The 24,808-nt window shown below is 60.7% G+C and carries 22 protein-coding genes and 1 tRNA gene; 4 read left to right on the forward strand and 19 right to left on the reverse strand.

Going from position 1 to position 24,808, the window contains the following annotated elements; translation table 11 throughout:
* Positions 1–49: 49 nt before the first annotated feature.
* From PH551_RS14950 to PH551_RS15005, 12 genes are all read right to left on the reverse strand, one after another.
* Positions 50–703, reverse strand: coding sequence for a protein-L-isoaspartate(D-aspartate) O-methyltransferase (locus tag PH551_RS14950; protein ID WP_085777935.1), 654 nt, complete (start codon positions 701–703; stop codon positions 50–52).
* Positions 700–1,473 carry a 5'/3'-nucleotidase SurE gene (gene surE / locus PH551_RS14955; protein WP_085777934.1) on the reverse strand — a complete coding sequence of 258 codons (774 nt, stop codon included), beginning with the start codon at positions 1,471–1,473 and terminating at the stop codon, positions 700–702. The genes PH551_RS14950 and surE overlap by 4 nt, the downstream gene beginning before the upstream one ends.
* 4 nt (positions 1,474–1,477) lie before the next feature.
* Positions 1,478–2,761 (reverse strand): serine--tRNA ligase, encoded by a 1,284-nt coding sequence (gene serS / locus PH551_RS14960; protein ID WP_085777933.1) that lies wholly within the window; start codon positions 2,759–2,761, stop codon positions 1,478–1,480.
* 90 nt (positions 2,762–2,851) lie between these two features.
* On the reverse strand, positions 2,852–3,679 hold the full coding sequence (gene tatC / locus PH551_RS14965; protein WP_085777932.1) for a twin-arginine translocase subunit TatC: 828 nt from the start codon (positions 3,677–3,679) through the stop codon (positions 2,852–2,854).
* A complete protein-coding gene (gene tatB, locus PH551_RS14970; protein ID WP_085777931.1) occupies positions 3,676–4,290 on the reverse strand; it encodes a Sec-independent protein translocase protein TatB in 615 nt (204 codons plus the stop codon). The genes tatC and tatB overlap by 4 nt, the downstream gene beginning before the upstream one ends.
* A 51-nt stretch (positions 4,291–4,341) precedes the next feature.
* Positions 4,342–4,533, reverse strand: a complete 192-nt coding sequence (locus tag PH551_RS14975) for a twin-arginine translocase TatA/TatE family subunit (protein ID WP_085777930.1) — start codon at positions 4,531–4,533, stop codon at positions 4,342–4,344.
* Positions 4,534–4,715: 182 nt separating this feature from the next.
* Positions 4,716–5,420, reverse strand: a complete 705-nt coding sequence (scpB, locus tag PH551_RS14980) for an SMC-Scp complex subunit ScpB (protein ID WP_285193572.1) — start codon at positions 5,418–5,420, stop codon at positions 4,716–4,718.
* Positions 5,417–6,274 carry a segregation and condensation protein A gene (locus tag PH551_RS14985; RefSeq protein ID WP_285193573.1) on the reverse strand — a complete coding sequence of 286 codons (858 nt, stop codon included), beginning with the start codon at positions 6,272–6,274 and terminating at the stop codon, positions 5,417–5,419. The genes scpB and PH551_RS14985 overlap by 4 nt, the downstream gene beginning before the upstream one ends.
* Before the next feature lie 18 nt (positions 6,275–6,292).
* Positions 6,293–7,306, reverse strand: coding sequence for a beta-N-acetylhexosaminidase (gene nagZ / locus PH551_RS14990; protein ID WP_085780050.1), 1,014 nt, complete (start codon positions 7,304–7,306; stop codon positions 6,293–6,295).
* A gap of 112 nt (positions 7,307–7,418) precedes the next feature.
* Positions 7,419–10,604 (reverse strand): SPOR domain-containing protein, encoded by a 3,186-nt coding sequence (locus PH551_RS14995; protein ID WP_285193574.1) that lies wholly within the window; start codon positions 10,602–10,604, stop codon positions 7,419–7,421.
* A gap of 61 nt (positions 10,605–10,665) precedes the next feature.
* Entirely contained in the window at positions 10,666–12,423 is a 1,758-nt protein-coding gene (argS, locus tag PH551_RS15000) for an arginine--tRNA ligase (RefSeq protein WP_285193575.1), read from the reverse strand.
* 63 nt (positions 12,424–12,486) lie between these two features.
* Positions 12,487–13,704 carry a deoxyguanosinetriphosphate triphosphohydrolase gene (locus tag PH551_RS15005; protein ID WP_285193576.1) on the reverse strand — a complete coding sequence of 406 codons (1,218 nt, stop codon included), beginning with the start codon at positions 13,702–13,704 and terminating at the stop codon, positions 12,487–12,489.
* Between the two features lie 221 nt (positions 13,705–13,925).
* On the opposite strand from PH551_RS15005, the gene erpA reads away from it, so the two are divergent.
* Both erpA and xth read left to right on the forward strand, forming a co-directional pair.
* Positions 13,926–14,258 (forward strand): iron-sulfur cluster insertion protein ErpA, encoded by a 333-nt coding sequence (gene erpA, locus PH551_RS15010; protein ID WP_064709130.1) that lies wholly within the window; start codon positions 13,926–13,928, stop codon positions 14,256–14,258.
* Positions 14,259–14,487: 229 nt separating this feature from the next.
* Positions 14,488–15,279 carry an exodeoxyribonuclease III gene (gene xth / locus PH551_RS15015; RefSeq protein WP_285193577.1) on the forward strand — a complete coding sequence of 264 codons (792 nt, stop codon included), beginning with the start codon at positions 14,488–14,490 and terminating at the stop codon, positions 15,277–15,279.
* 87 nt (positions 15,280–15,366) lie between these two features.
* Here xth and exoR read toward each other — a convergent pair whose 3' ends face one another.
* From exoR to PH551_RS15050, 7 genes are all read right to left on the reverse strand, one after another.
* Positions 15,367–16,161: an exopolysaccharide production regulator ExoR gene (gene exoR, locus PH551_RS15020; RefSeq protein WP_085777015.1), complete on the reverse strand. Its 795-nt coding sequence runs from the start codon at positions 16,159–16,161 to the stop codon at positions 15,367–15,369.
* A gap of 19 nt (positions 16,162–16,180) precedes the next feature.
* Positions 16,181–16,588 (reverse strand): hypothetical protein, encoded by a 408-nt coding sequence (locus PH551_RS15025; RefSeq protein WP_285193578.1) that lies wholly within the window; start codon positions 16,586–16,588, stop codon positions 16,181–16,183.
* 287 nt (positions 16,589–16,875) lie between these two features.
* Positions 16,876–18,123: an OmpP1/FadL family transporter gene (locus PH551_RS15030; RefSeq protein ID WP_285193579.1), complete on the reverse strand. Its 1,248-nt coding sequence runs from the start codon at positions 18,121–18,123 to the stop codon at positions 16,876–16,878.
* Positions 18,124–18,520: 397 nt separating this feature from the next.
* Positions 18,521–21,364: a valine--tRNA ligase gene (locus PH551_RS15035; RefSeq protein WP_183700903.1), complete on the reverse strand. Its 2,844-nt coding sequence runs from the start codon at positions 21,362–21,364 to the stop codon at positions 18,521–18,523.
* Positions 21,365–21,481: 117 nt separating this feature from the next.
* A complete protein-coding gene (locus PH551_RS15040) occupies positions 21,482–22,354 on the reverse strand; it encodes a DUF2497 domain-containing protein (protein ID WP_285193580.1) in 873 nt (290 codons plus the stop codon).
* 262 nt (positions 22,355–22,616) lie between these two features.
* Positions 22,617–23,282 (reverse strand): protein-L-isoaspartate O-methyltransferase family protein, encoded by a 666-nt coding sequence (locus tag PH551_RS15045; RefSeq protein ID WP_285193581.1) that lies wholly within the window; start codon positions 23,280–23,282, stop codon positions 22,617–22,619.
* Between the two features lie 466 nt (positions 23,283–23,748).
* Positions 23,749–23,822, reverse strand: a tRNA-Cys gene (locus PH551_RS15050).
* Positions 23,823–24,091: 269 nt separating this feature from the next.
* On the opposite strand from PH551_RS15050, the gene PH551_RS15055 reads away from it, so the two are divergent.
* Together PH551_RS15055 and PH551_RS15060 are read left to right on the forward strand one after the other, a co-directional pair.
* The gene (locus PH551_RS15055; RefSeq protein WP_285193582.1) at positions 24,092–24,355 is read left to right on the forward strand and encodes a hypothetical protein; all 264 of its coding nucleotides are present in this window, start codon (positions 24,092–24,094) and stop codon (positions 24,353–24,355) included.
* Between the two features lie 112 nt (positions 24,356–24,467).
* Complete coding sequence (locus PH551_RS15060) at positions 24,468–24,806, forward strand: KTSC domain-containing protein (protein WP_285193583.1); 339 nt, start codon at positions 24,468–24,470, stop codon at positions 24,804–24,806.
* Positions 24,807–24,808 lie beyond the last annotated feature (2 nt).

Here is a 24,808-nt window from a genome sequence, read left to right on the forward strand (position 1 = left end):
GTGCCTGGAAGGTGATCCCGAAAAGTGCGCGGGACTTCGGACGCTGCCTCTACAGCAGCGATGCAAGACGCGGAACAATCGGCAGATAAGGGGCTTCGAACAGTTCCTCGCGTTCGAAACGGCTGCCGGTTTTCGTCAGCCGCACCATGCGACACTCATTCTCGGAAATCATCAGCGGCGCAATCATCGAACCACCGGAAACGAGTTGGTCGGTATAAAAGCGCGGCATGGCATTGAATGCGGCGGTAACCAGAATGCGGTCGAAAGTGCCCTCTCCCTGCATGCCGGCGCTGCCGTCGGCGTGGCGGATGACAACATTGCGCAGACCGAGCGATTCCATGCGCCGCTGTGCAGCCGTCGTCAGCGTCTTATAGCGGTCGATCGACAGAACACGCTCGGCCAGACGGCCCATGACAGCGGCGGTGAAGCCGCTGCCGGTGCCGACTTCCAGGACGCGCTGCCCCGGTTTGAGCTTCAGGTGATGCAGGATGCGGACGACAAAATCGACGCCTTCAAGGAAAGAGCCGCATTCGATCGGTATCGTCCGGCTCGAATAGGCGTCGTCTGAAAATTGCGGCGGCACGAACAGCGTGCGCTGCGTCTGCTCGACCGCCGTCAGCAGATCGAGATCAGAGATGCCTTCGGCACGCAGTCTGAGGACGAGCGCCGCAAAGCCCTCCTTCTCCGCCAGTCTTGCCGTCAAACTTGTGCTCCGTATCCCAAGGCCCGCGCCACGCGGTCCGTCACGGAATAATCGGTCAGATCCAGTTTCAAAGGCGTTACCGAAATCTTGTTATGCTTCAGGGCGTGAATATCGGTGCCTTCGATGAAGGCGCCGGCGCGTTCGCCGAACTTCAGCCAGTAATAGGGGAAGCCCCGGCCGTCGGAGCGGGCGTCGACCTGCAGGTTGAAGGCGAGCTTGCCCTGCATGGTGACCTCGGCGCCGTCGACCTCGTCGGGGCGGCAGTTTGGGAAGTTGAGATTGAGGAACGTACCGTCCGGCAGGTCCAGCACCATCAGTTTTTCCAGAAGAGCCGGTGCATGTGCTTCGCAGACCTCCCAGGGCACGATGCGCGCGCCGTCCTCGTAAAGATAAGCTTGGCTCAGCGCAAAGGAGCGCACGCCCTGCATCGTGCCTTCGATGGCGCCGGCGATCGTGCCGGAATAGGTCACGTCGTCTGCGACGTTCGAACCCGAATTGACGCCGGAGAGGACAAGATCAGGTTTGATGTCCATTACCTGGCGGATGCCCATGATGACGCAATCCGTCGGCGTGCCGCGCAAGGCGAAATGCTTGTCGGAAATCTTGCGCAGCCGCAAAGGCTCAGACAGGCTCAGCGAATGGGCCAGGCCGCTCTGGTCGGTCTCGGGCGCCACGATCCAGACGTCGTCGGACAAAGTGCGGGCGATCCGCTCCAGCGCGGCAAGGCCTTCGGCATGGATGCCATCGTCATTCGTGAGCAGGATGCGCATCGCCTCAGGCCGCCCGTTCGATCTTCGTCATTCCGCCCATATAGGGCAGCAAAACGTCCGGAATCGTGACGGAACCATCTTCGTTCAGATAATTTTCGAGGATGGCGATGAGGCAGCGGCCGACAGCGGTGCCGGAACCGTTCAGTGTGTGCACGAACTTGTTGCTCTTATCGTCCTTGCCGCGGTAGCGCGCATTCATGCGCCGGGCCTGGAAATCGCCGCAGACCGAGCAGGAGGAAATTTCGCGGAAAGTGTTCTGCCCCGGCAGCCAGACTTCGAGATCGTAGGTCTTGCGCGAGCCGAAGCCCATGTCGCCGGTGCACAACGTCATCGTGCGGAAATGCAGGCCAAGACGCTTCAGCACTTCCTCGGCGCAGGCGGTCATCCGCTCGTGCTCGGCGATCGAACTTTCGGCGTCGGTGATCGAGACGAGCTCGCACTTCCAGAACTGGTGCTGGCGCAGCATGCCGCGGGTGTCGCGGCCGGCCGAGCCCGCCTCGGAACGGAAAGACGGCGTCAAGGCGGTGAAGCGGAGCGGCAGCTTCTCCTGGTCGAGGATTTCCTCGCGCACCAGGTTGGTCAGGGTCACCTCGGCCGTCGGAATGAGATAACGGCTGTCGGTCGTCTTGAAGAGATCCTCTTCGAACTTCGGCAGGTTGCCGGTGCCGAACAGCGCTTCAGCGCGCACCATCAGCGGCGAACTGACCTCGGTGTAGCCGTGCTCGCTGGTGTGGAGGTCGATCATGAACTGTCCGAGCGCCCGCTCGAGCCTGGCGAGCGGCCCGGTCAGGACCGTGAAGCGCGAACCGGAGAGCTTGGCGGCGCGCTCGAAATCCATATAGCCGAGCGCCTCGCCGATTTCGAAATGCTCCTTCGGCGTGTGGTTCCAACGCGGCTTTTCGCCGACGATGCGGCTGACGGCATTGTCGTGCTCGTCCTTGCCGACAGGAACGTCGTCCAAGGGCACGTTCGGAATGCGCGAGAGAGCGTCGTTGAGCTCGGCGGAAAGCAGACGCTCCTCCTCCTCGGCTGCTGGCAGCGTCACCTTGATTTCTGCAACCTCGGCCTTCAGCTTCTCGGCAAGCTCGGTATTCTTCTGCGCCATGGCTGCGCCGATCTCCTTCGAGGCGGCGTTGCGGCGGGACAGCAAATCCTGCGCCTTCTGCACGGCGGAGCGGCGCTTTTCATCGAGGGCGACCAGAGTTTGGGCCAGAGGCTCCGCGCCGCGCTTGGCAAGGGCGGCATCGAGCGCTTCGGGATTCTCACGGATCCATTTGATATCGAGCATCGTCGTTCCAACTCGTTGCAACAGAAGTGACCGGTCGGAGAAACCGACCGGACAGGAAACGGCAGACCTCGGGAAAATGTCGGAAACCGGTCAGACGTTGTCCGTCTTGGCGACGTCGGAGGAACCAGAAGCCTCTTCAAGTGCCTGTCGGGAACGCTGACGCTCCACGAGTCGTGCCGCGTAGATGGAAATCTCGTAGAGAAGGATCGTCGGCAGCGCAAGGCCGATCTGGGACATCGGATCCGGCGGCGTCAGCACGGCGGCGACCACGAAGGCGAGAACGATGGCAAACTTACGCTTTTCGGCGAGCCATTGCGACGTCAGCAGACCGACGCGGGCAAGCAGCGTCGTGATGACAGGCAGCTGAAAGACAAGGCCGAAGGAGAAGACCAGCGTCATGATAAGGCTCAGATATTCCGAGACCTTCGGCATCAGCGAGATCGCCACCTCGTCATGACCCGGCGCCTGCTGCATCGACAGGAAGAACCACATGACCATCGGCGTGAAGAAGAAATAGACGAGCGCGGCACCCATCAGGAACAGGACCGGCGACGCGATCAGGAACGGCAGGAAGGCCTGGCGCTCGTTCTTGTAGAGGCCGGGGGCTACGAACTTATAGACCTGGGCGGCAATGATGGGGAAAGCGACCACCAGGCCTCCGAACATCGCCACCTTGACCTGGGTAAAGAAGAACTCCTGGGGCGCGGTATAAATCAGCTGGGCCTTCTCGACGTCGAGATGCGCCCATTCCACGGCCGTCTTGTAGGGGATGACCAGATAGTTGAAGAGATGCTTGGCAAAAAAGAAGCATACAATGAAGGCGATGAAGAACGCCCCGATCGACCAGATCAGCCGCGTGCGCAGCTCCATCAGGTGCTCGATCAGCGGCTGCGGCTTGTCTTCGATATCACCGCTCATGCCTCGTCCTTCTTCTTCGTATGGGTCGGCTTCTTCGGTGTTGCAGGCTTCCTGACTGCCGCGGCGCGCTTCGGCTTTTCCACGGGCACGGCAACGGCTGCGGCGGCATCGACCTTGTCGGCAGCCTTGACGCGTGGCCTGCGCACGGCCTTCGGCTTCTCGGCGACCGTATCGGCCTGGGCAATCGCTACTGCGACCGGCTCAGGCTGCGCAGGCGCCGGCACCAGAGGCGGCGTTTCCGGCAGGCTCATGGACGGCGTCGGGGCCGAGACGGCAGCCGGCGGCACTTCGGTCTTGTTTTCGGCAGTAGCGGTCGCCTTCTGCAAGTCGGCCTTGATCTCGTTGCCCATCTGGCGAAGCGGGTTCATCGCCTCGCGCAGGCTATTGACCGGGTTGAGCTTATGGGCGTCGCTGATCGTCTGGCGGACATCGTCAAGCTCGGCTTCGCGCAACGCTTCGTCGAACTGCGCCCGAAATTCACCCGCAACCTTGCGGGCGCGCTGCGTCATCTTGCCGAAAGCGCGCAGCATCGGCGGCAAATCCTTGGGACCGACAACGACGATCAGCACGACCGCGATGACCAAAAGCTCGGTCCAGCCAATATCGAACATGCAAGGCTCCTGGACGGGAAGCGCGGGGGCTGCGCTTTTTCCCGGACTTGTTTACTTCGTTTCGTCGGCCTTGTGATCGACGGTCTTCGCCGTTTCCGGCGCGTCTTCGTCCGTCATGCCCTTCTTGAAGCTTTTGATGCCCTTGGCGACATCGCCCATCAGTTCCGGAATCTTGCCGCGACCGAACAACAACAGCACCACGACCAGAACGATCAGCCAGTGGTAGATGCCAAAAGAACCCATTTACGCTTACTCCCTTTTGTGATGTTCCCTGATGTAAGAATTTCCCACACCGTTTCCAACATCAAGCCCTTTGAACTGCGCTTAATGTCACGGTATCGCCCTTTGTGACAAGCCACAGACCCGCCGAAAAATGGTGGGCACTATTGTTTTCATCATGCGTGGCAAAAGCAAGAGGAAGTCCTTCAATCTTCGGAGGTAGAACGTGGAGCGAGCAACCCAAGTTCTTCGAGATCCATCTGCGTGATCGGATCTTCGTCCTCGGTCAATTCGTCGTTCATCGATGGCGAGGGAATATTGAAATTCGCCGGGATACGGCCCGATAGCAGACCCGCTCCCTTCAACTCTTCGAGACCCGGCAGATCGCGCAATTCCTCGAGGCCAAAATGGTCGAGAAAATCGCGGGTCGTGCCCAATGTCACCGGCCGGCCAGGTGTGCGCCGGCGGCCGCGAAACCGCACCCAACCGGCTTCCATCAGCACGTCGAGCGTGCCGCGCGAGGTCTGAACGCCACGAATATCCTCGATCTCGGCGCGCGTCACCGGCTGGTGATAGGCGATGATCGCCAGCACTTCCAAGGCGGCGCGCGAAAGCTTTTTCACTTCATTGTCGTCGCGGCGGATGACGAAGGACAGATCGGCGGCAGTGCGGAAGGCCCAGGCACCTTCGACCTGCACGAGATTGACCCCGCGCGGCGCATATTGCTCCTTCAGGCGCAGCATGATCGCATGCACATTAGCGTTTCTGGGAAGCCGCTCGGCGATAAAACCTTCGGAAACGGGCTGTGAGGACGCGAAGACCAGCGCCTCGGCGATGCGGTCGGCCTCGATCTCGGCCTGCAGGTCGCGGCCCTCCTCCCCAAAATCCTCGTCGTCCGTCAGATCGATCAAACCGGCCGCTCCTGTTCCACCACCTGCAGCGTCGCATGTTTCGGACCGCGGCGCATGTAGATCGGCTGAAAGGCGCCGTCCTGACGGATTTCGAGCTTGCCCTCGCGCACCAGTTCCAGCGAAGCGGCGAAGGCGCTGGCGATCGCCGTCACGCGTTCCTCGGGCGCTGCGAGATATCGCAGCAGATAATGCTCCATCGCCGTCCAGTCGCCGACCTCGCCGATCATCTGGGTCAGCAGTTCGCGGGCATCGGTCAGCGACCAGACATTACGCCTCTCGATCGTCACCTGGGTGACGGCATGGCGCTGGCGCAGCGCCGCATAGGCGGTCAGGAGATCGTAGAGGCTTGCCGCATAAGCAGATTGCTGCCGGTCGGGAATATGCTCGGGCGCACCGCGAGCGAAGATGTCGCGGCCGAGGCGGTTGCGGTTGACGAGGCCCTCCGCCGCTTGCCGCATGGCCTCGAGGCGCTTTAGGCGGAAGGCGAGCGTTGCCGCCATTTCCTCGCCCGAAGGGCCGTCATCCTTGACTTGCTGGGGTATGAGCAGCCGCGACTTGAGATAGGCAAGCCAGGCCGCCATGACGAGATAATCGGCGGCAAGCTCGATGCGGATGCGCCGGGCGCTTTCGACGAACTGCAAATATTGTTCGGCGAGCGCCAAGACCGATATGCGCGACAGGTCGACCTTCTGGTTGCGGGCGAGATAGAGCAGCAGGTCGAGCGGGCCTTCGAAGCCGGCGACATCGATCACCAGCGCCGGTTCGTGGCTGGCGCGCTCAGCGCCGTTCTCCTGCCACAGCTTGTCCATCGGCGTTGCCGCCTGCGGACGTTCCGCGCCCTTGACCGTGCTCACCACCCTGCTCTCCTACGATCACACCGACACAAACATTGCCTCGAATTCCGCCCTCAATTCCGCCTCATCGGCAATATCCGGAGCGGCAAAGCCTGCTTCTACCGCTTTTGCTCGGGCAAGCGAAAGACCAGCGAGCGGCGGAACATTTGCCACGACATCGACCATCTCATCCATATGGCCGTTGCAATGCAGCACGATATCGCATCCCCCTGCAATGATATTCGCCGCCCGTTCACCGATCGTGCCGGAAAGCGCGTTCATCGAACTGTCGTCGGAAAGCAGCAGACCGCCAAAACCGATGTGCTCGCGGATAATGCCGTCGATTACCTTGCGCGAGGTCGTCGCCGGATTGTCAGGGTCGATCGATGTGAAGACGAGATGGCAGGTCATCGCCATCAGTTCGTCCTTCATCGAAACGAAGGGTGGGAAATCATGGGCCTCCAACTCCTCGCGCGAGACGGTGACGACAGGCAACTCCAGATGTGAATCGGCAAAGCCGCGACCGTGGCCGGGCATATGCTTCATCACGGGCAGCAGACCGCCGGCCTTCAGCCCCTCGCCAGCCGCCCGTCCCATTGCGATAACCGTCTGTGGATCGCCGCCATAGGCGCGGTCGCCGATGACGTTGCTGCTGCCTTCGACCGGCACGTCGAGAACCGGCAGGCAATCGACATTGATGCCAAGGTTCGACAAGTCGAAGGCATGCAGGCGCGACATCACCCAAGCGGCGCGCAGCCCGAGCTCCGGGTCGCGGCGATAGAGATCGCCCAGCGCCTGGCCTGAGGGATAACGCGGCAAAACCGGCGGACGGATACGCTGAACGCGACCACCCTCCTGGTCGATCAGAACCGGTGCGTGCCAGCCGACGCTGTCGCGCAGCTCGGCAACGAGATCAGTGATCTGCGCTGCTTCGGAGATATTGCGCCCGAAGAGAATGAAGCCCCAGGGCCGTTCGTCCCGGTAAAAGGCCTTTTCTTCGGATGTGAGGGCAAGGCCGCTGCAGCCAAGGATCATCGCTTTTGATTCGGTCATGGAGGAATCATAGACGGCGGCGGGCCAAATGCGAGCAAACGCGGGCGCGATGCACAAAAAAGAGCGGCGGGCCGATCCGGCTCGCCGCTCTCATAATTCAAATGGCTCAATGTTACTTGGAAATCAGGCAGCTTCCCCCGGCGGCGCGATACTTTTCGCAAAGCGCTGCGGCTTCATCTTTGGAGCCGACCGGGATGCGGACACGGTAGAAAGTGCCCTTACCGGCGATATCTGCCCTGCGGATTTCATGGGCGCGGCCACCAAGCACGCCGGCGAATTTCTTCGACAGGTTTGCATAAGATTTATTGGCCTCATCCTCCGACGGCAGCGAAGCTATCTGGAGGCCGTAGCCGCCTGCAGATGCGGCTTGCTGCGGCTGGGCGGCGGCCGGCGTTGCGGCGGCGACCTGCGTCGGCTTCGGCTGCTGCGCGGGCGTGCGGACGTTACCTTTATCGGTAACCGTGCCGACGACGTTGACGGGCTGCTCGGCCGGGCGGGCGATCGGAACCGGGGCCGTATCGGCGATCGTTGCCGTCTTGACCGGCCGTACCGGCGCATCGACCGGTGCGGGATTTGCCGCCTGCTCATCGGCACTTGCGGCAGGCGACGGCTGCGCCGGCACAGCTTGAACTGGTGCTGCAGAACGCGCATCGGCGGAAGCAATCTCGGCGCTTGCCGGGAAGCTTGCAGCCGTTCCGGCGACCGGCGGCGCGATCGGGGCCGACGGCGCAGACGGGGCGGACTGCGCCGTCACTGGCGTCTGGGCAGACGGCATCGGCTGAGCAGGCGGCGTCGGCTGGTCGACCGGCGCGGACTCCTCACGGGCGACCAGGGTGCCGTCAGGCTTGACGATCATCGTGCGGACCTTGCGCGGCGAAACAGATGGCGCCTTGTCAGCGTCGCTTGCGGAATTGTCGTCCGCGTTGGCGTGGTTCGGCAGCAGACGCGGATCCTCCGTTTCGCCAACCGCGGTCGGCGTGACACGATCGTCAGCGCCGGCGTTCTCGTCATCCTCCGGCAATGCCTCCGGCGTCAAGGTGCGCTGGACGACATCGACCGGCGCCTCGTCCGAGGAGACGAGCGCCTTCTGCTTGGGCTCCTCGGCAGAACCCGCAACGCGGTCGTAGACGGCCTTATCCTGGTTCGGAACCGTCTTACCACCGGGATTTTCCGGAACGACCTTGACCGGCTCCTTGTCCGCGGTGATCACACGCGGCTCGCCGGATGCGACAATACCAAGCCCTACGCCGTTCGAGACGGAAGAATAAACGCCATAACCGACCCCAGCGAAGACCACCAATACCACGGCCCCGGCCAGCAGCCGGCGCATCGACCGGGCGCGGCTGAAATCAGCAGCCTGGCTTGCCGACTCGATGTGGACCTCGGAGGTTTCCCGGCGCTCGACCGGCTCGCGCACGCTGCGGCGGAAATCCTCCTCCAGCGCTCGTTCGAAATCATCGAGACCGTCGGCTATCGTCGGCTTGACCGGCGTTGCCGCAGCAGCAGCCATATTACGGGCGGACGCCGCCGTATCCCGCGGCTTGGCCGGCTCGAAGAAGCTCGCGATCTCCGCATCGAGATCGAAATCGAAATCCGCAGTTTTCGCGACCGGAGCGGGCTGCTCGACCGGCGGCAGCGCCGGCACATGCATGTCCTCCACCGTCTCGGGACGATCCTCCGGATCGGAGATCATCGCCGGATCGAAGGGCAGATCTTCGGTCGATTCAGCGGCGGACGCCTCTGCAGCGGGTGCCCAGTTGAAAGCCGGAGCCGGATCTGGGGCCGGCTGCTCGGAAACCAGGGCCGGCGCCGGCTGCGCCGGGACAGCGGCCTGCGGGTACTCACGCGTTGCCTGCTGGGGCGCGGCGGGCGCCGGCTGCGCCTTTGGCTGCGGCGCAGGCTCGGCTGCTTCGGAAAAATCAAGATCGGCAAGTTCCAGCTCGATACCGGCGAGGTCCAGTTCGAAATCGTGGCCCGCGAAGGGATCATCGGCTTCCTGCGCTGGCTGCGGCGCCCGTGAATAGGCCGTTGCGACAGGCTGGGGCGGCATGACTGCGGCAGGCTGCGGCGCGACCGGCCTTGCGGCTTCGGCAGAATGGGCAGGCGCCATTTCGATCGGAGCGGACAGGACCGGTGCCGGAGCGATCTCCTCTGACTGAACCGGTGCGGCAGTGATCGGGGCGACTTCGACGGGAGCGGGCTCCGGCGCAGCCGGCGCCAGATTGGCGCGCTGCAATACCGGGCGGAGCACGGGATAGCGCGAGACGTCGGCCAGCAGGTCGTCCACATCGAAGGTGCCGGCGGTATGCGGAACTTCAGGTCCGACCTCGGTCAGCGCCGCATCGGCCTGGATCTCGCCCTCGACGGCGGCCGCGAGATCGAAACCGGCGTCGGAGCCGATCTCTTCCAGATCATCCTCGACTTCAATGAATTCCCGGGCTTCAGCAGTTTCTTGCGGTGCAATTGCCTCGTCGTGGCGATCGAGCTCGGCGGGAAAGCCGAACGACGGCGCTGCGGACTCGAACTCCTCGGGAGGTTCGACGGCCGCAACGGGCGCCGGCTGCTCGATAACGGGCTCCGGCTCGGCGGAGGCGAGATCGGCAACCGCTGCTTCAGCCTCCGGTTCAGCGACTGCTTCAGTTGCGGGCGCAGCGACTACTTCGGCGACCGGTTCGACCACTGCCACCGGCTCCTCACGTTTCGGGGCGTGGAAATTGGCGAGCGGCAGCCTGATGCTGGCGGCCGACCATTGCGGGGCTTTGGCGGGCTGCGACAGTGAAGAGACCGGCGCCGCACCGATCGACAGCTCAAGTTCCTCGATCAGATCGCGGGCGCCGCCGAAAGCGGCTTGGGTCGGCACCTCGGAAACAGGATCGATGGACAGCTGGTGGGGACCGGCCGCTCGGTCGGCGGCGGCTACCTCCCAGTTCCTAGCCGGAGGTTGCGCAGCTTCTTCCGCGGCGACGGGACCAACGGAGACGGGCTCCGGAACATCCGCGTTTACGGGAGAAGCATCGAGAACGGGCTCGACATAGTCTTCGGAAGCGAAGCCGTCGGAGATCGGCTCGGCCGGCCGATCGAGCTCGGCCAGCGGACGCGGTGAATCGTAGCGATCGAACTCCCGCCCGAGCTCGTCTTCCAGATCGAAGGCGGGTTCGCGCCGGGCGGCGTCGCTTATGGTATTCGCTGCAACACGCGGCTCGAAACCGACGATCCGGGCAAGTTCGGCCAACGGATCGTCGTCGGCAAACAGATCTTCTTTTCCGCGCGTATCATACGCAAGTTGTTTCTCAGCCATGCCTATCCCACTCGCAAACGCCAACGCTCAAATGCCAGCGCATTGTGGGTAAATGGTGACGTTATCGCATTTCGTCAGGTGCGGCAGTGCCTGTAATGGCAAGTCCCGACTTCAAAACCGACGCGACGGCGTACACCAGCCCAAGTCTGGCAATACTTGATTCTCGGTTTTTATCATTAACAAATCGTAATTCCGGCTGATCTTTACCTTTGTTCCAGTGTGCGTGGAAGGAACTGGCGAGGTCATAGAGGTAAAAAGCGATGCGATGCGGCTCCTGCGCCTGGGCCGCCGCCTCGACCACACGCGGGAATTCGGCAAGCTTGGCGACGAGCTGTAATTCGGCCGGATCTTCAATGCCAGCAACGGCTTTCGCAAGATCCTCTGGCGGAACATCGAGGCCGGGAAAAGCCTCCCTCGCCTGCCGGAAGACCGACATGCAGCGGGCATGCGCATATTGAACGTAGAAGACGGGATTATCCTTCGACTGCTCCGTCACCTTGGCGAAATCGAAGTCGAGCGGTTCGGAATTCTTGCGATAGAGCATCATGAACCGGACCGAATCACGGCCGACTTCCTCGACGACATCCCGCAGCGTGACGAAATCGCCGGAGCGTTTCGACATCTTCACTGGCTCACCGTTGCGATAGAGTTTGACGAGCTGGCAGAGCAGCACGGTCAGCTTCGCCTTACCTTCCGAGACCGCGCGCGCAACCGCTTCCAGGCGTTTGACGTAGCCGCCATGGTCGGCGCCGAGCACATAGATCATCTCCTCGAAGCCGCGGTCGAACTTGTTCTTGAAGTAGGCGAGGTCGGCGGCAAAGTAGGTGTAGGAGCCGTCCGACTTGATCAGCGGCCGGTCCATGTCGTCGCCCACTTCGGTCGACCGGAACAGCGTCTGCTCGCGATCTTCCCAGTCCTCGGCAACCTGCCCCTTCGGCGGCGGCAGCGTGCCCTTGTAGACATACCCCTTGAAGGTCAGGTCGTTGATCGCCGTGCGGATCGCCGCTGCGCCATTGGCATGCAAGGCGCGCTCGGAGAAGAAGATATCGTGATGGACGTTCAGCGCCGCCAGATCTTCGCGGATCATCGCCATCATCGCATCGATCGTGCGATCCTTGACGATCGGCATCCATTCCTCTTCCGGCATATTGTGCAGCCGGACACCGTAATCGGCGGCAAGCGACTGGCCGACGGGCACGAGATAGTCGCCCGGATAGAGACCCGACGGGATTTCGCCGATCCGTTCACCCAGCGCTTCGCGATAACGCAGGAAGACCGACCGGGCGAGCACGTCGATCTGCGAACCGGCGTCGTTGATGTAATATTCCTTCTCGACGCCGTAACCGGCAAAGGCGAGCAGGTTGGCGAGCGCATCGCCGACGACGGCGCCGCGGCAATGGCCGACATGCATCGGGCCAGTCGGATTGGCCGAGACATATTCGACGTTGACCTTGCGGCCTTGGCCTAGGGTCGAGCGGCCGTAGTCGGTGCCGGCGCCGATGACGGAAGCCAGCAGCCGCTGCCAATAGCCGACGGCGAGACGGATGTTGATGAAACCGGGACCGGCCACCGAAACATCGGCGACGTCGGCGTCCTCCTTAAGCTTGGCGATGAGGACATCCGCAAGGGCGCGAGGATTGGTGCCGAGCGGCTTTGCCAGCACCATCGCGGCATTGGTCGCAACGTCGCCATGACTCACATCGCGCGGCGGTTCGACCGTGATGCGGCCGAAATCGAGCTCAGATCGCTTTTCCCTGACCAGATCGATCTGTTCAAGGGCGGTTTTGATCCGGGCTTCGAAGTCGGTAAAAAGGTTCATCGCACTCTTCCATGCATAGGCTGTGCCAAAGGGGCAAATCGGCCTTCGGCGGGCGACCGCTGCCTATCGCAAATCCGGAGTGTGGTCAAACAATCGCCTGTGGGCACTGATCGCATAGGTGTCGGTCATGCCAGCGAGGTAATCGCCGACATGGCGAGCCTTGGGCGCGTCGGCGAGCCCGGCGATATGATCGACCCAGTAATGGCTCTGCATCTCCTTGGGACTGGCCATGTAGGCGGCAAAGAGATCCGTGACGATCTGGGCAGCACCGGCGCGGATGCGCATAATATCGGGATTGCGGTAGATGCGCTTGAAGAGCATTGCCTTGATCTGCCTGTCGGTTTCGGCCATCCCTTCGGAAAAGGTGGCGATAACCCGGTCGGCGCCGCGAATGTCGGCTGCGCTCTCGGGACGAAGGAGTGAAAGGCGCTCCTGCGCAACGCCGATGACGTCCTCGACCATGCGGGTGATCTGGCGGCGCATGATCTCGTGGGTGAAGCGGCTCGGTTCCAGATGCGGATAGCGCCCCCTCACCTCGGCCATCAATCCCGCAAGAAAGGGGATTTCCTCCAGCATGCCGAAACTCAGATAACCGGAGCGCAGGCCGTCGTCGATATCGTGTGTGTTGTAGGCGATGTCGTCGGCAATCGCCGCGACCTGGGCTTCCAGGCTGGCATAGGTTGCGAGTTCGAGATCGTGCAGTTCGCAATAATCGAGGATCGGCTGCGGAACCGGACCGCGCGTGCCGGCCCCTTCCGGCGTCAGCAGCGGACCATTGTGTTTGACCAGGCCTTCGAGGCTTTCCCATGTCAGATTGATGCCGTCGAATTCGGCATATCGCCTCTCGAGCTTGGTCACGATGCGCAGCGATTGGGCATTGTGGTCGAAGCCGCCATAGGGCAGCAGCACCTCGTGCAGCGCGTCCTCGCCGGTATGGCCGAACGGAGTGTGGCCGAAATCGTGCACCAGCGCCACGCCCTCGGCCAAATCCTCGTCAAGTTTCAGGGCGCGGGCAAGCGCGCGGGCAATCTGCGCCACCTCGATCGTATGCGTCAGCCGGGTGCGGTAGTGATCGCCGTCCTGGGCGATGAAGACCTGGGTCTTGTGCTTCAGCCGGCGGAAGGCGGTTGTATGAACAATGCGGTCGCGGTCGCGTTGGAAATCGGAGCGAGTCGGACTGCTGTCTTCCGGATAGAGGCGCCCACGCGTCGTCCACGGGTCGGCCGCATAGACCGCCCTCTCGCTGCCGCCGAAACCTAAAGCCCGCCTGTCAATCGTCATTCTTCACCGTCATTCTGCCTGTTGCCGCATCTGCCCATTGACGCCGCTTTGCCCTCTTCATACCTATAGCCCGACGAAACGGCAAAGCGGCATTCGCCGACCGCTTCGGCGCATCATGGCCTTTTTGCGAAGATCATGGTAAGTTCCTTTGATATCAGGCATTTGAACATTCGAGTGCCAAAACCCATTCTCTCCGGATCTTGACCCCGGCAGGAGGAAATATGACGGATACGAGTGTAACTCTTTCGGATGCCGCGGCAAAGCGTATCGCCGCCATCATCAGTGCTGAGGCCGGCAAGAGCGCGCTGCGCGTTTCCGTCGAAGGCGGCGGCTGTTCGGGCTTTTCCTACAAGTTCGATCTTGCCGACAGCGCTGGGGATGACGACATCGTCGTCGAAAAGAACGACGCGAAGGTGCTGATCGACAGCCTGTCGCTCGTCTATATGGCAGGGTCCGAGATCGACTTCGTCGACAATCTGCTTGGCCAATCCTTCCAGATCAAGAACCCGAATGCGGTGGCAAGCTGCGGCTGCGGCACCAGCTTCTCGATCTGAATATCCGAACGCAGAACGTTGTCCCCAACGACCGGCGGAAGAATTCCTTCCAGCCGGTTTATCGGCTTGTCCAGCGGCGAAAGACCGCGATAAAAGGAGCGCACTGAAGCGCGTCGCGATCTTTCAGATTCGCTTGGCCCACGCTTTAGCTCTTTGGTTTTCCGCATGTCGTCAATCGCAAAACCGCCGCACGTTTTTGCGTGACATGCCCTAGCGAACGGGACAGAGCATGAAGATCGCGACCTGGAACATCAACGGCGTCAAGGCGCGCATCGACAATCTCACACAATGGCTCAAGGATTCCGATCCCGATATCGTCTGCCTGCAGGAGATCAAGACGGTCGACGAAGGCTTTCCCCGGCTGGAGATCGAAGCGCTCGGCTATCATGTCGAGACGCACGGCCAGAAGGGATTCAACGGCGTCGCGATCCTCTCCAAGACTTCACCTTTTGAAGTCAACCGCGGTCTGCCCGGCGACCCGCTAGACGAACAGGCGCGTTTCCTGGAAGCGGTGTTCACACTGCCCGACAGCCGCATCCTGCGCGTCTGCTGCATCTATCTCCCGAACGGCAATCCCGTTGACACCGAGAAATACCCCTACAAGCTCGCCTGGATGGAGCGTCTGAGGAGCTTTGCGGCCGAACGGCTGGCCTATGAAGAGATGCTGGTGCTTGCCGGCGATTACAACGTCATCCCCGAACCGCACGACTGCTTCGATCCCAGGGTCTGGGAAAGCGATGCGCTGTTTCTGCCGCAGACGCGGCAGGCCTTCCGCAGGCTCGAAAATCTCGGCTTGATCGATGCAGTGCGCGCGACGACGGACGCGACGCGTCTCTATTCCTTCTGGGATTATCAGGCGGGTGCATGGCCGAAGAACAACGGCATCCGCATCGACCACCTGCTGCTGTCACCGGAAGCAGCCGACCGGATGACGTCGGCTTCTATCGAAAAACATGTGCGGGCCTGGGAAAAGCCGTCCGATCATGTACCGGTGATCGCCTATTTCGATTTCGCGGCCTGACACTCCGAGCCCATGGCAGCGCATCATTTCAGGGCGCGCGATGGAGACGCGTGGGTTTGAATGCAGCGTGGCGCTGAACGGAAAGCGTCAGTCGGAACCGCTCGCAATGGCGTGCGACAGCGAAACTGCCGTGCGACGGTCGGCCTCATTGGCAACCGAGAAGGCCTGCTCCTGCAGCGCTTCCATCCAGCTGCAATCCTTCGGCTTGCAGCGATCGAGAGCGGCGGTCATCAGCGCCAGACCGCGAGCCGTCTGGCCTTCGTCGAAAAGGATGTTTCCGAAAACGGCCATGGCACCGGGATGGCCACTCTTGCGGGCCTGGTTCAACCACTTTTTCGCCTGCTGCGGGCTGGAACTACCGCCCTCGCCGGCCAGCATCATCTGCGCCAGCTGGAACTGTGCTTCGGGAACGCCAAAGGTGGAGGCCACCTGGAAATAAAGCTGGCGCGCCTGAGTGAGATCGATCTTGACAGGGCTGCCGGCAATACCGTGCTTGTAGTAATTGGCGAGCGAGAGAAGAGCGTTGACGAAGAAGCCTGTGTCTTCCGAGCCGGGTTCGACACCCTGCTGGGCGATCTCACTATAGATCTTGAAGGCTTCGAAATCGTCCTGGGTGACGCCGTCACCATCGGCATACATGTTGGCGAGCGCCCAGCGCGAACCGGTATGACCCTTTTCGGCGGCGTATTTGTAGGCTTCTACCGCCTCCTCCTTCTGTCCGTTCTTATAGGCCTTGAAGCCGAACTTGAACAGATCGAAAGGACCGGACTCCTTGCTGACGTCGCTCTTGATGTCGAAAGCATGAACCGGACCGGACAGCGATATTGCCACCCACATGCTCACCAGCATGAATTTGAACAGTTTGAACTCGGACGTTACCATTTCAACCGATTTCTTTCGCTCATCGCGCGCAGCCGGCGCTAACGCCGGACATACCGCGGATGTATACTTTCGAGGCGAGCGATCCCGCGGCGGGCTCCATGGCCCCTTTGCCCGCGTCGCATCCAGCCCATAGGCCTTTTCCCAAAGGCCGAATTTTCAGCACATCATTCACGACCACCCGGCTCCCGGCATGGCCCGACTGCAATCTTCCTGGCGCTCTTTCGGCGGGCGCGGCATCCGCCTTCCCGCCTTTATCGCATTCGTAAATAGCAAATGTGACCAAACCGGTATCGACATCTGCCGCGAAGCCCGCCTGCCTGTGCGAACGGGCAGACAACGACGATGATGGATGGATCGACGGCGTGATCTTGAGGTCGAACTTGTGGCCGGAACAGCCTTGTCCGGAAAGAAAAACGGCCGCAATCATGCGGCTGTCGCCACTTGCGGCGTACGATCTGCTGTTACCGGAAAAAAATCGACTCATGCTACTGATTACACGCACCGTAAGTCTGCCATCACCTCGCCCGCAAATACCGCTGCGCTCTCTTTGTGGCGGGAAATGGACAAATTCACCCCATCGCCACCATACGCCATTCGTCGTAAAAAACTGTTGCTGAATCGTCACAAAACGAGACCAGAAAATAACATGATTAATGGGCGCACATAAAGAAGAGCCCGGCAGCGCCGGGCTCCTCAATTCTTCAAAACGTGGAATTAGAACTTGATCTTTATGCTTGTCGACAGTGCAGCGACCAGATCATCGTCAAAGGAATAGGAGACATCATCTCCATATGTGACGCCATTCCGGGTCACAGCACCAGACGAACCGCTCGTCAACACGCCCACGGCCCCTGCAAAGCGCCATTCGATATGCTCCGTGGGCGTATAGGCCGCGCCGAGACCGAGCGTCCAGCTGTCTGTCTGGGCGCCATAGCCTTGGCTTGTGCCGCGGTCCCATGTCAGGCTGACTGCACCGGCCCATTGTTCATTGAACTTGTGGCCGACACCGCCGGAGATCGTCCAACCATCACGATAAAGAAGGTCGAGCGAGGTTAGACCACCCGCGGGGCAAGGCAAACCGTTGGTCGGGCAGAATGCTACCGACTGCAGCACGCTCCAATTCGTCCATTTAACCGAGCCGAATGCAAGCCAATCCGGAGCGATTCCGCTTTGCAGCTTCAACTCCAGCGAATCCGGCGCTTCGGCGGAGCCGGAAACAGGTGTGACTAAGCCCCCGTATAACGGCACCACCGGAACCTGACGGAGATCGACGGTCCCGGACAGGTCATCGTACTTGACGCGACTGTTATAGACCAGGCTCGCACGCATCGCATATTCCGGGATTTCATAAGCGATGCCGGCGCGCCAGCCCCAACCGCTGTCATCGATATCCAGACGACCCACGCCGGTTCCGGTCCCGAGCAGAAGCGGAAGCGTTGAAACCAGACGTTCCTTGAAGCCTTCGACTTCCTGATAAAAAGCACCGCCAATGAAGCGAAGCTGCCCAGGGCCAACATCAAAACGATAGGAGCAGGTGCCGCCATAGTTGCGTGTTTTGATCTTTGTCTCAATGTTATCATTGGCGCCGGCCCAGTTCAGGCCGGGGTCGGTGTGCGCGCCGAAGGGCTCCGAATAGTCAACGAGGCAGTCGACTGCATCGCCAAAACCAGCCTTAAAACCAATATAGGGGATGGTGTAATTTGAGGTGTCGTCAGCCGTGTCTGGACGGCTGTTCAGATTGCCGCCCCCTGTAAGTATCGACGTATTCGTGTCTCGGACATCCTTCAGCTTGCGCTGCGGCGTGACGTAGGTCACACCCGACTGAAATGAGAAAGGCGACGTATCGAACAGCTGATCGATGTTATAGCCGCCGCGCTCCAGGCCGCCGGCAAAGGACGGCGCGGCAAGCGACGAAAGAAGAACGAGCGACGTTACGCCCTTGGAAAACATACGCGATGCCATTGTGTCTCCCCCACTCCAGCAATTGATGTACGCCACTTTAGTAAGCGTTCGCTCGACATGGCAACGCGCCCCACGGCGTCGCTCCCAGGCATTGCAGCGGCTAACTTACGTAAAGAAATTGACGGACACGTCAAAAAATCCGGTTAATAGAATATTATACTAGAGTTATCAATTTTGAGTTTGGCGTTTGGGTTTTCATTCCAAACATTGCAAATGCTGTATCAATCCAACAACAGTGACAGTTTTCACCAAATGGATAACCGCAGAGCCAAAATCCACGGGCTCAGCCCCTGAAATCAGCAGCGTTCAAGACCGAATCAGAAGCGCCCCAAAAACCAAAAGACGCGCCCGATGGGGGCGCGTCCTTGATATAAATTACCAAAATCGGCGACAAAACTTATCCGGCTTCGGTCACCCTCAAAAGGGCGGTTTTCAAGCTGGCGATCTGCCCCTTCAACTCATCGAGACGCTCGCGCTCGGCCTCGACCACCTCGGGGTTGGCATTGGCGACGAACTTCTCGTTGGAAAGCTTGCCATTAATGCGAGCGATTTCGCCATCCATCTTGGCAATCGCCTTTTCCAGACGGGCCTTTTCAGCGGAAAGATCGATCAGATTGCCGAGCGGAAGGCAGACAGTGGCTTCGGCAACGACGATCTGAGCCGCGCCCTTCGGCGCATCGTCGGAAAGAGATATCGCTTCCACGCGGGCAAGCCGCTTGATGGCGGCGTCGTGGCGGAACAGCCTTTCGCGCGTGAGATTGTTGGCCTTGACGACGACCAGCGGGGCGGTCGCCGACGGTGGCACATTCATTTCGGCGCGCACGGAGCGGATGCCTGAGACGAGGTCGATCAGCCAATTGATCTCGTCGGCGGCTGCGTTATCGGCATAGGACGGCGCCGGCCATTCGGCATGGCACACCAGCGTGTCGCGCTCCTTGCCTTCGCCTGCGGTATGCGCCCAAAGCTCTTCGGTCATGAAGGGCATGAAGGGGTGCAAGAGCTTATAGATCTCTTCGAGAATATAGGCGCTGCAGGCCTGGGCTTCGGCCTTGGCGCCCCCGTCATCGCCATTGAAGACCGGCTTCAGAAGCTCGAGATACCAGTCGCAGACTTCGTTCCAGACGAAACGGTAGAGCGCGCCGGCGGCATCGTTGAAGCGGAAGGCTTCAAGCGCTTCCGTTACGTCACGTTCCGTACGGGCAAGCTCCGTCAGGATCCAGCGGTTGATGGTGAGCTCGGCGGCCTCCGGAACGAAGTGCGGATCGCTCTTAGCACCGTTCATCTCGGCAAAACGCGTGGCGTTCCAGAGCTTGGTGCCGAAATTGCGGTAGCCGGCGATGCGGGCCGGATCGAGCTTCACGTCACGGCCCTGTGCGGCCATGATCGCCAGGGTGAAGCGCAACGCGTCGGCGCCGTATTCGTCGATCAGTTCCAGCGGGTCGATGACGTTGCCCTTCGACTTCGACATCTTCTGCCCGTTCTTATCGCGCACCAGTGCGTGGATATAGATCGTATGGAAGGGTTCGACGGAATCGCCATTCTCGTCCTTCATGAAATGCAGGCCCATCTGCATCATGCGAACGACCCAAAACGGGATGATATCGAAACCGGTGACGAGGACATTCGTCGGGTAGTAACGCGCAAGCTCCGGCGTCTCGTCGGGCCAGCCGAGCGTCGAGAAAGGCCAGAGCGCAGAAGAGAACCATGTGTCGAGCACGTCCTCATCCCGCGTCAGGATTTCGCCAGGCTTGAAGTTTTCGAGCAGGTCCTCGACATAGGCCTTCATCGGCCCCTCATGCGAGAGGTAATGCTGGATCGCCGCCTGCAGCGCCTCCTCCTCGGTTTTTTCGACGAAGACTTGGCCGTCGGGACCGTACCAAGCGGGAATCTGATGGCCCCACCAGAGCTGGCGGGAGATACACCACGGTTCGATGTTCTCCAGCCAATTGAAGTAGGTGTTTTCCCAGTTCCTGGGAATAAATCTGGTCCTTCCCTCGCGAACGGACTCCAGGGCAGGCTGACCCAATGTCTTGTTGTCGACAAACCATTGTTCCGTCAGCCGCGGCTCGATCGGCACGCCGCCGCGGTCGCCATGCGGGACCATATGTTTGTGCGGTTCGATCTTGTCGAGAAGGCCGGCCTCTTCGAAGATCTCGACGATGACCTTGCGTGCATAGAAGCGGTCCTGCCCTTCCAGACGGTCCCAGGCGCCATGCAGCGCCGCCGGATTGTCGAGACCTTCAAGGAAATCCTCATTGTCCTTGATGGCAATGGTGCCATCGACGTTCATGACGTTGATCGCCCGCAGCTTCGCGCGCTTGCCGACTTCAAAGTCGTTGAAATCATGGGCAGGCGTGATCTTCACCGCACCTGTGCCGGCCGTCGGATCAGCATAGGAATCGGCGACGATCGGTATCCTGCGGCCGACGATCGGCAGGATCACATGCTTGCCGATGATCGGCTTGTAACGCTCGTCTTCGGGATTCACGGCAACGCCGGTATCGCCGAGCATCGTCTCCGGCCGCGTCGTGGCGACAACGATATAGTCACGCGTCTCGAACTCAGTCGGCTTGCCTTCCTCGTCGAAGGCGATCGGATATTGATAGGTGACGCCGGGCTCGAGCGGATAGCGCAGATGCCAGAGATGACCCTTCACCTCGTGTTGTTCGACCTCCATGTCGGAAATCGCCGTCAGGAGTTTTGGGTCCCAATTGACGAGGCGCTTGTCCTTGTAAATCAGGCCTTCCTTATAGAGCGTGACGAAAACCTCGAGAACGGCTTGCGACAGGCCTTCGTCCATGGTGAAGCGCTCGCGTGACCAGTCGCAGGACGCGCCGAGGCGCTTCAGCTGGTTGAAGATCAGACCGCCCGATTCCGCCTTCCACTCCCAGATCTTGTCAATGAAGGCTTCGCGGCCCATCTCGCGGCGGCCCGGCAGCTGCTGCTCCATCAGCTTGCGCTCGACGACCATCTGGGTGGCGATGCCGGCGTGATCCATGCCCGGCTGCCAGAGCACGTCCTTGCCGCGCATGCGCTCGAAGCGCACCATGATGTCCTGCAGCGTATTGTTCAGCGCGTGCCCCATATGGAGCGAACCGGTGACGTTTGGCGGCGGGATCACGATGGTGAAGGTCTCGGCCCCCGGTTTGGCGTTCGCGCCGGCGCGGAAGGCGTCCGCCTCATCCCATTTCGCGGCGATTTTCGGTTCGACTGCGGCGGAATCATAGGTCTTGTCGAGCATTTTCTGACCAATTTCGAGGTTCGAGGATGGGGGGTTGTAAATAGGATGGCCACGGCCAAGTCAATAAAAAAGCCGCCCCGGAGACCGGAGCGGCTTTTCCAGCAAAAATCAATCCGATCAGCGGCGCGGGCCGCGCGCCACGCGCTCGATTTCCTCGCGCACCAACCGTTCGACCAGCGTCGGCAGATTGTCATCAAGCCATTCGCGCAGCATCGGGCGCAGCATGTCCTCGGCAATCTCGTCCAGCGACCGACGCTCGGCACCGTCGATCGCCGCGGCAAGCTCCTCGAAGGAGCGGCTGATCTGCAGACCGGCATCTTCCGAAAGCAGGGCCGGCTGGACCTCCTCGACAACGCTCGGCAGGAAACGCTCGGTCGATGAAGGAGCGGGTTCCAAAGCCCGTGGCGCAGTTTCGGCGGCAGCCGCGGCTTGATCGGCGACGGCGACCCGCGGTGTTTCGGCAAGCGCCGGCTCAAGCGGCTGCCGGACGGGACCAGAGGAAACGGGTGCTGCGGCAGCAGTAAAAACAGGCTGTGCCGGCTGCGGCTGCGGACTTGCAGCGCGCGGCGGCTCCGGCAGGACGGCCGGCTGCGGCTCCGGCTGGCGGAAGCCGCTCGGAATTTCGCGCAAGGCTTGACCGGCCTGCACGGCGCTGCGCTCGGAGGCGGCGCGCACGCGGGCCGCGACATCGGCAAGCGACAACGCGCGGGCCGGAGCTTCGGTCTCAGGGGCGGTGCCGGCCGAATTGGCGGCGACGAAACGCGGATCGGACGAGCGCATGGCCGGTTCGGGAAACTCGACGCCGGCATAGGTGTCATCCACCGTCAGGTGGATTTCGGAGCCGTTGTCGTCGTCGTCAGCGCCGTAAACCGGCGGCACGGAAGCTGAAATCGCCTTGCCGGCGCCGGGTTCATTGCTTTCGATGATCTGGCGGATGGAGGCCAGAATTTCTTCCATGGACGGTTCACGCGCTACACTTGGCTGAGCCATATCTATCCCCGTTATCCCAACACAACGATCGGACGGTGTGGAGCGTTCATCCGAATCACCACGACCTTAGAATACCCCAGACGCGAAAAAAATCATCGAGAATCAAATGAATGCGGCCATGCACAGTTTTGTTACCCAATGTTTGCCGCCCGCCATCCGGGACGACAACAGGATAAATTATGTTTGTGAAGGCTTTCCGGCAGCACTGACGGAAACGGGCGCCAATGGCGCCCGTCGCTCGAATTCACCAGGGAGAACGACGTCAGAAAACGAATTCGCGCGCCTTGGCAAAACCCGGCAGTGGCTTGACTGAAGCGTTGAAGAAGACGTTTTCCGAGATGGCGCCGCGCTCGGCGACGAAGACCTTGGCGCGAGCGGCATTGCCATAGCCTTCGACCGTGACCAGACGGCCGCCATCGCGCAACTGCCCGAGAAGAGCGGCCGGAACCTCCTCGACCGCGCCGTTGACGAAGATCAGATCATAGGGAGCGCCGGCGGCATAGCCTTCTTCGAGGGGAGCGGTCACGACCTCGATCTTGCCATAGCCGGCAAGGTTTGCCTTCGCTTCGGCAGCCAGCGCCTCGTCGCATTCAAGAGCAATGACCGAGCCGGCGATGATCGACAGCAGCGCCGATGTATATCCCGTGCCGCACCCGACCTCGAGCACGAAATCGTCTTTGCCGATGGTGGCCAGTTGCAGCAGCTTGGCGAGCGGTGAGGCCTCCATCAGGAAGCGGGCCGGCTTGCCCGGCGCGGCGGGTGATATTTCGACGTCGTTGTCGATATAGGCCAGCAGCTTTGATTTCTCCGGCACGAAAGCCTCGCGCGGCACGGTGAGAAAAGCCGTCAGCACGGAATGCGAGGTAACATCCGTGGTGCGGATTTGGGTGTCGACCATCTTTGCGCGCGCTGCTTCGAAATCCATCATGTCCTCTCGCTCTTGAAAAGCGGTTCCTGTCCCTCGTCTCTTAATCTCCGCCACGGATGCTTTCAAGGCTTGGCAACGGTCGGCGAAAAGAATCCGCCAGGCGGCTCCTTCTCGCCACAGGAGGCAGGGCGCTGCAACGCAAGCGTGATATGCCCCGCCCCCTCATGTTATAATTTGCAGCGGAGTGAATAGGAGGAGCAGGCCAATGTCTGCGATTTTCGAGTATTTCACGCTGTTCGATTTTCTTATCGTCGCAGCGCTCGTCGGCATCTTTTGCTGCGGGCTGCTGGACGGTGAGACGACCTGAGGAGATCGAGCGCCGAAGCGCACTCCGGCGCAGCTTGCATGGAGTCCGCTGACCATCCGAGGCGGGGACGCGGGTTGGGTGCGCTTGACCGTAAAATAGCCGAGCGATCGCCTCGAAATCCGCGAGGTTTCGCAACCCTTTACAGCGATGAGGAGAAATTGGAGGCCTCGCCCGGAATTGAACCGGGGTACAAGGATTTGCAGTCCTCTGCGTCACCACTCCGCCACGAGGCCTCACCTGTGACCGACATCGAAAAATATCGTGTGGTGGCCGCGATTTAGACCAGCTCTAGAATGAGCGCAAGACCTTTCATTCTGAATGTGATCCTTTTTTCATTCCGAACAGGCGTTAGCGGAAAATCCTGCGTGACCCGCTCCACGCTTGGATGATGATAGCGGGTTAACTACATACCAATAAAAGTCCAGCCCTTCGGCAACACCCCAAATAGTTACGATTGCAATGCGAACCGATTTGGTTGATCCCCATTTTCTGGGGAGAAATCATGCACGACGCGACATTCGGCGGGACTGCCAAAGACATCTTTTTTTCAATCCTTGCCACGCTCAAGCGCCTCTCGAGGATCTATGTGAACGGAGGCAAGGAAGACGAGTGGGGCTACGCCCTCGTTACCGAAACTGTCATCGACATCAACACGAAGATGCCGATCACCGGCCACGTGATGCGCAAGGTCGTCGACGGCAAGTTTGTTCACCGCCAGATGACAGAGGAAGAGTGCGAAGATTTCGACGCCGGCCGATCCTGGTGAATTGCCTGCCACTCGGGACATGAAAAACCACCGGCGGCATTTGGACAAATTCCCAACTTGACTTAGAGCGCCTGCCCGCCATCTTATCGCCGTGGGAGGGATAGGAGCTGCGATGGAATGGGCTGCCCTCAAAGAAAGGCAGGGACGTGCGGCATATGATGCCGAGACCCGGGATCTCCACGTAAAGTTCGCCGGTTCCGCGCCGGTGAAACATGCGAACATTCCGCCACATGTCTACCAGAACCTTCTGGAAACGAACGATCCGCACTTCTATTACCGGTATTATATCGCGCCATCGCGCGTCTCACCGGCCCGTCGACAACCGGTCTCGATGGTCGTCCACGGACTGAAGCTCGTTCTGCTTCTTGCCGCCTGCAGTGTGTTGATGGCAACCGAGCTGGATTCGGGCCATGGCGGGATTTTCGAGGAAAGCGAACTGAGATCGAATTAGAA

This window comes from Rhizobium atlanticum, assembly GCF_030182485.1.
Taxonomy (GTDB): Bacteria; Pseudomonadota; Alphaproteobacteria; order Rhizobiales; family Rhizobiaceae; genus Rhizobium.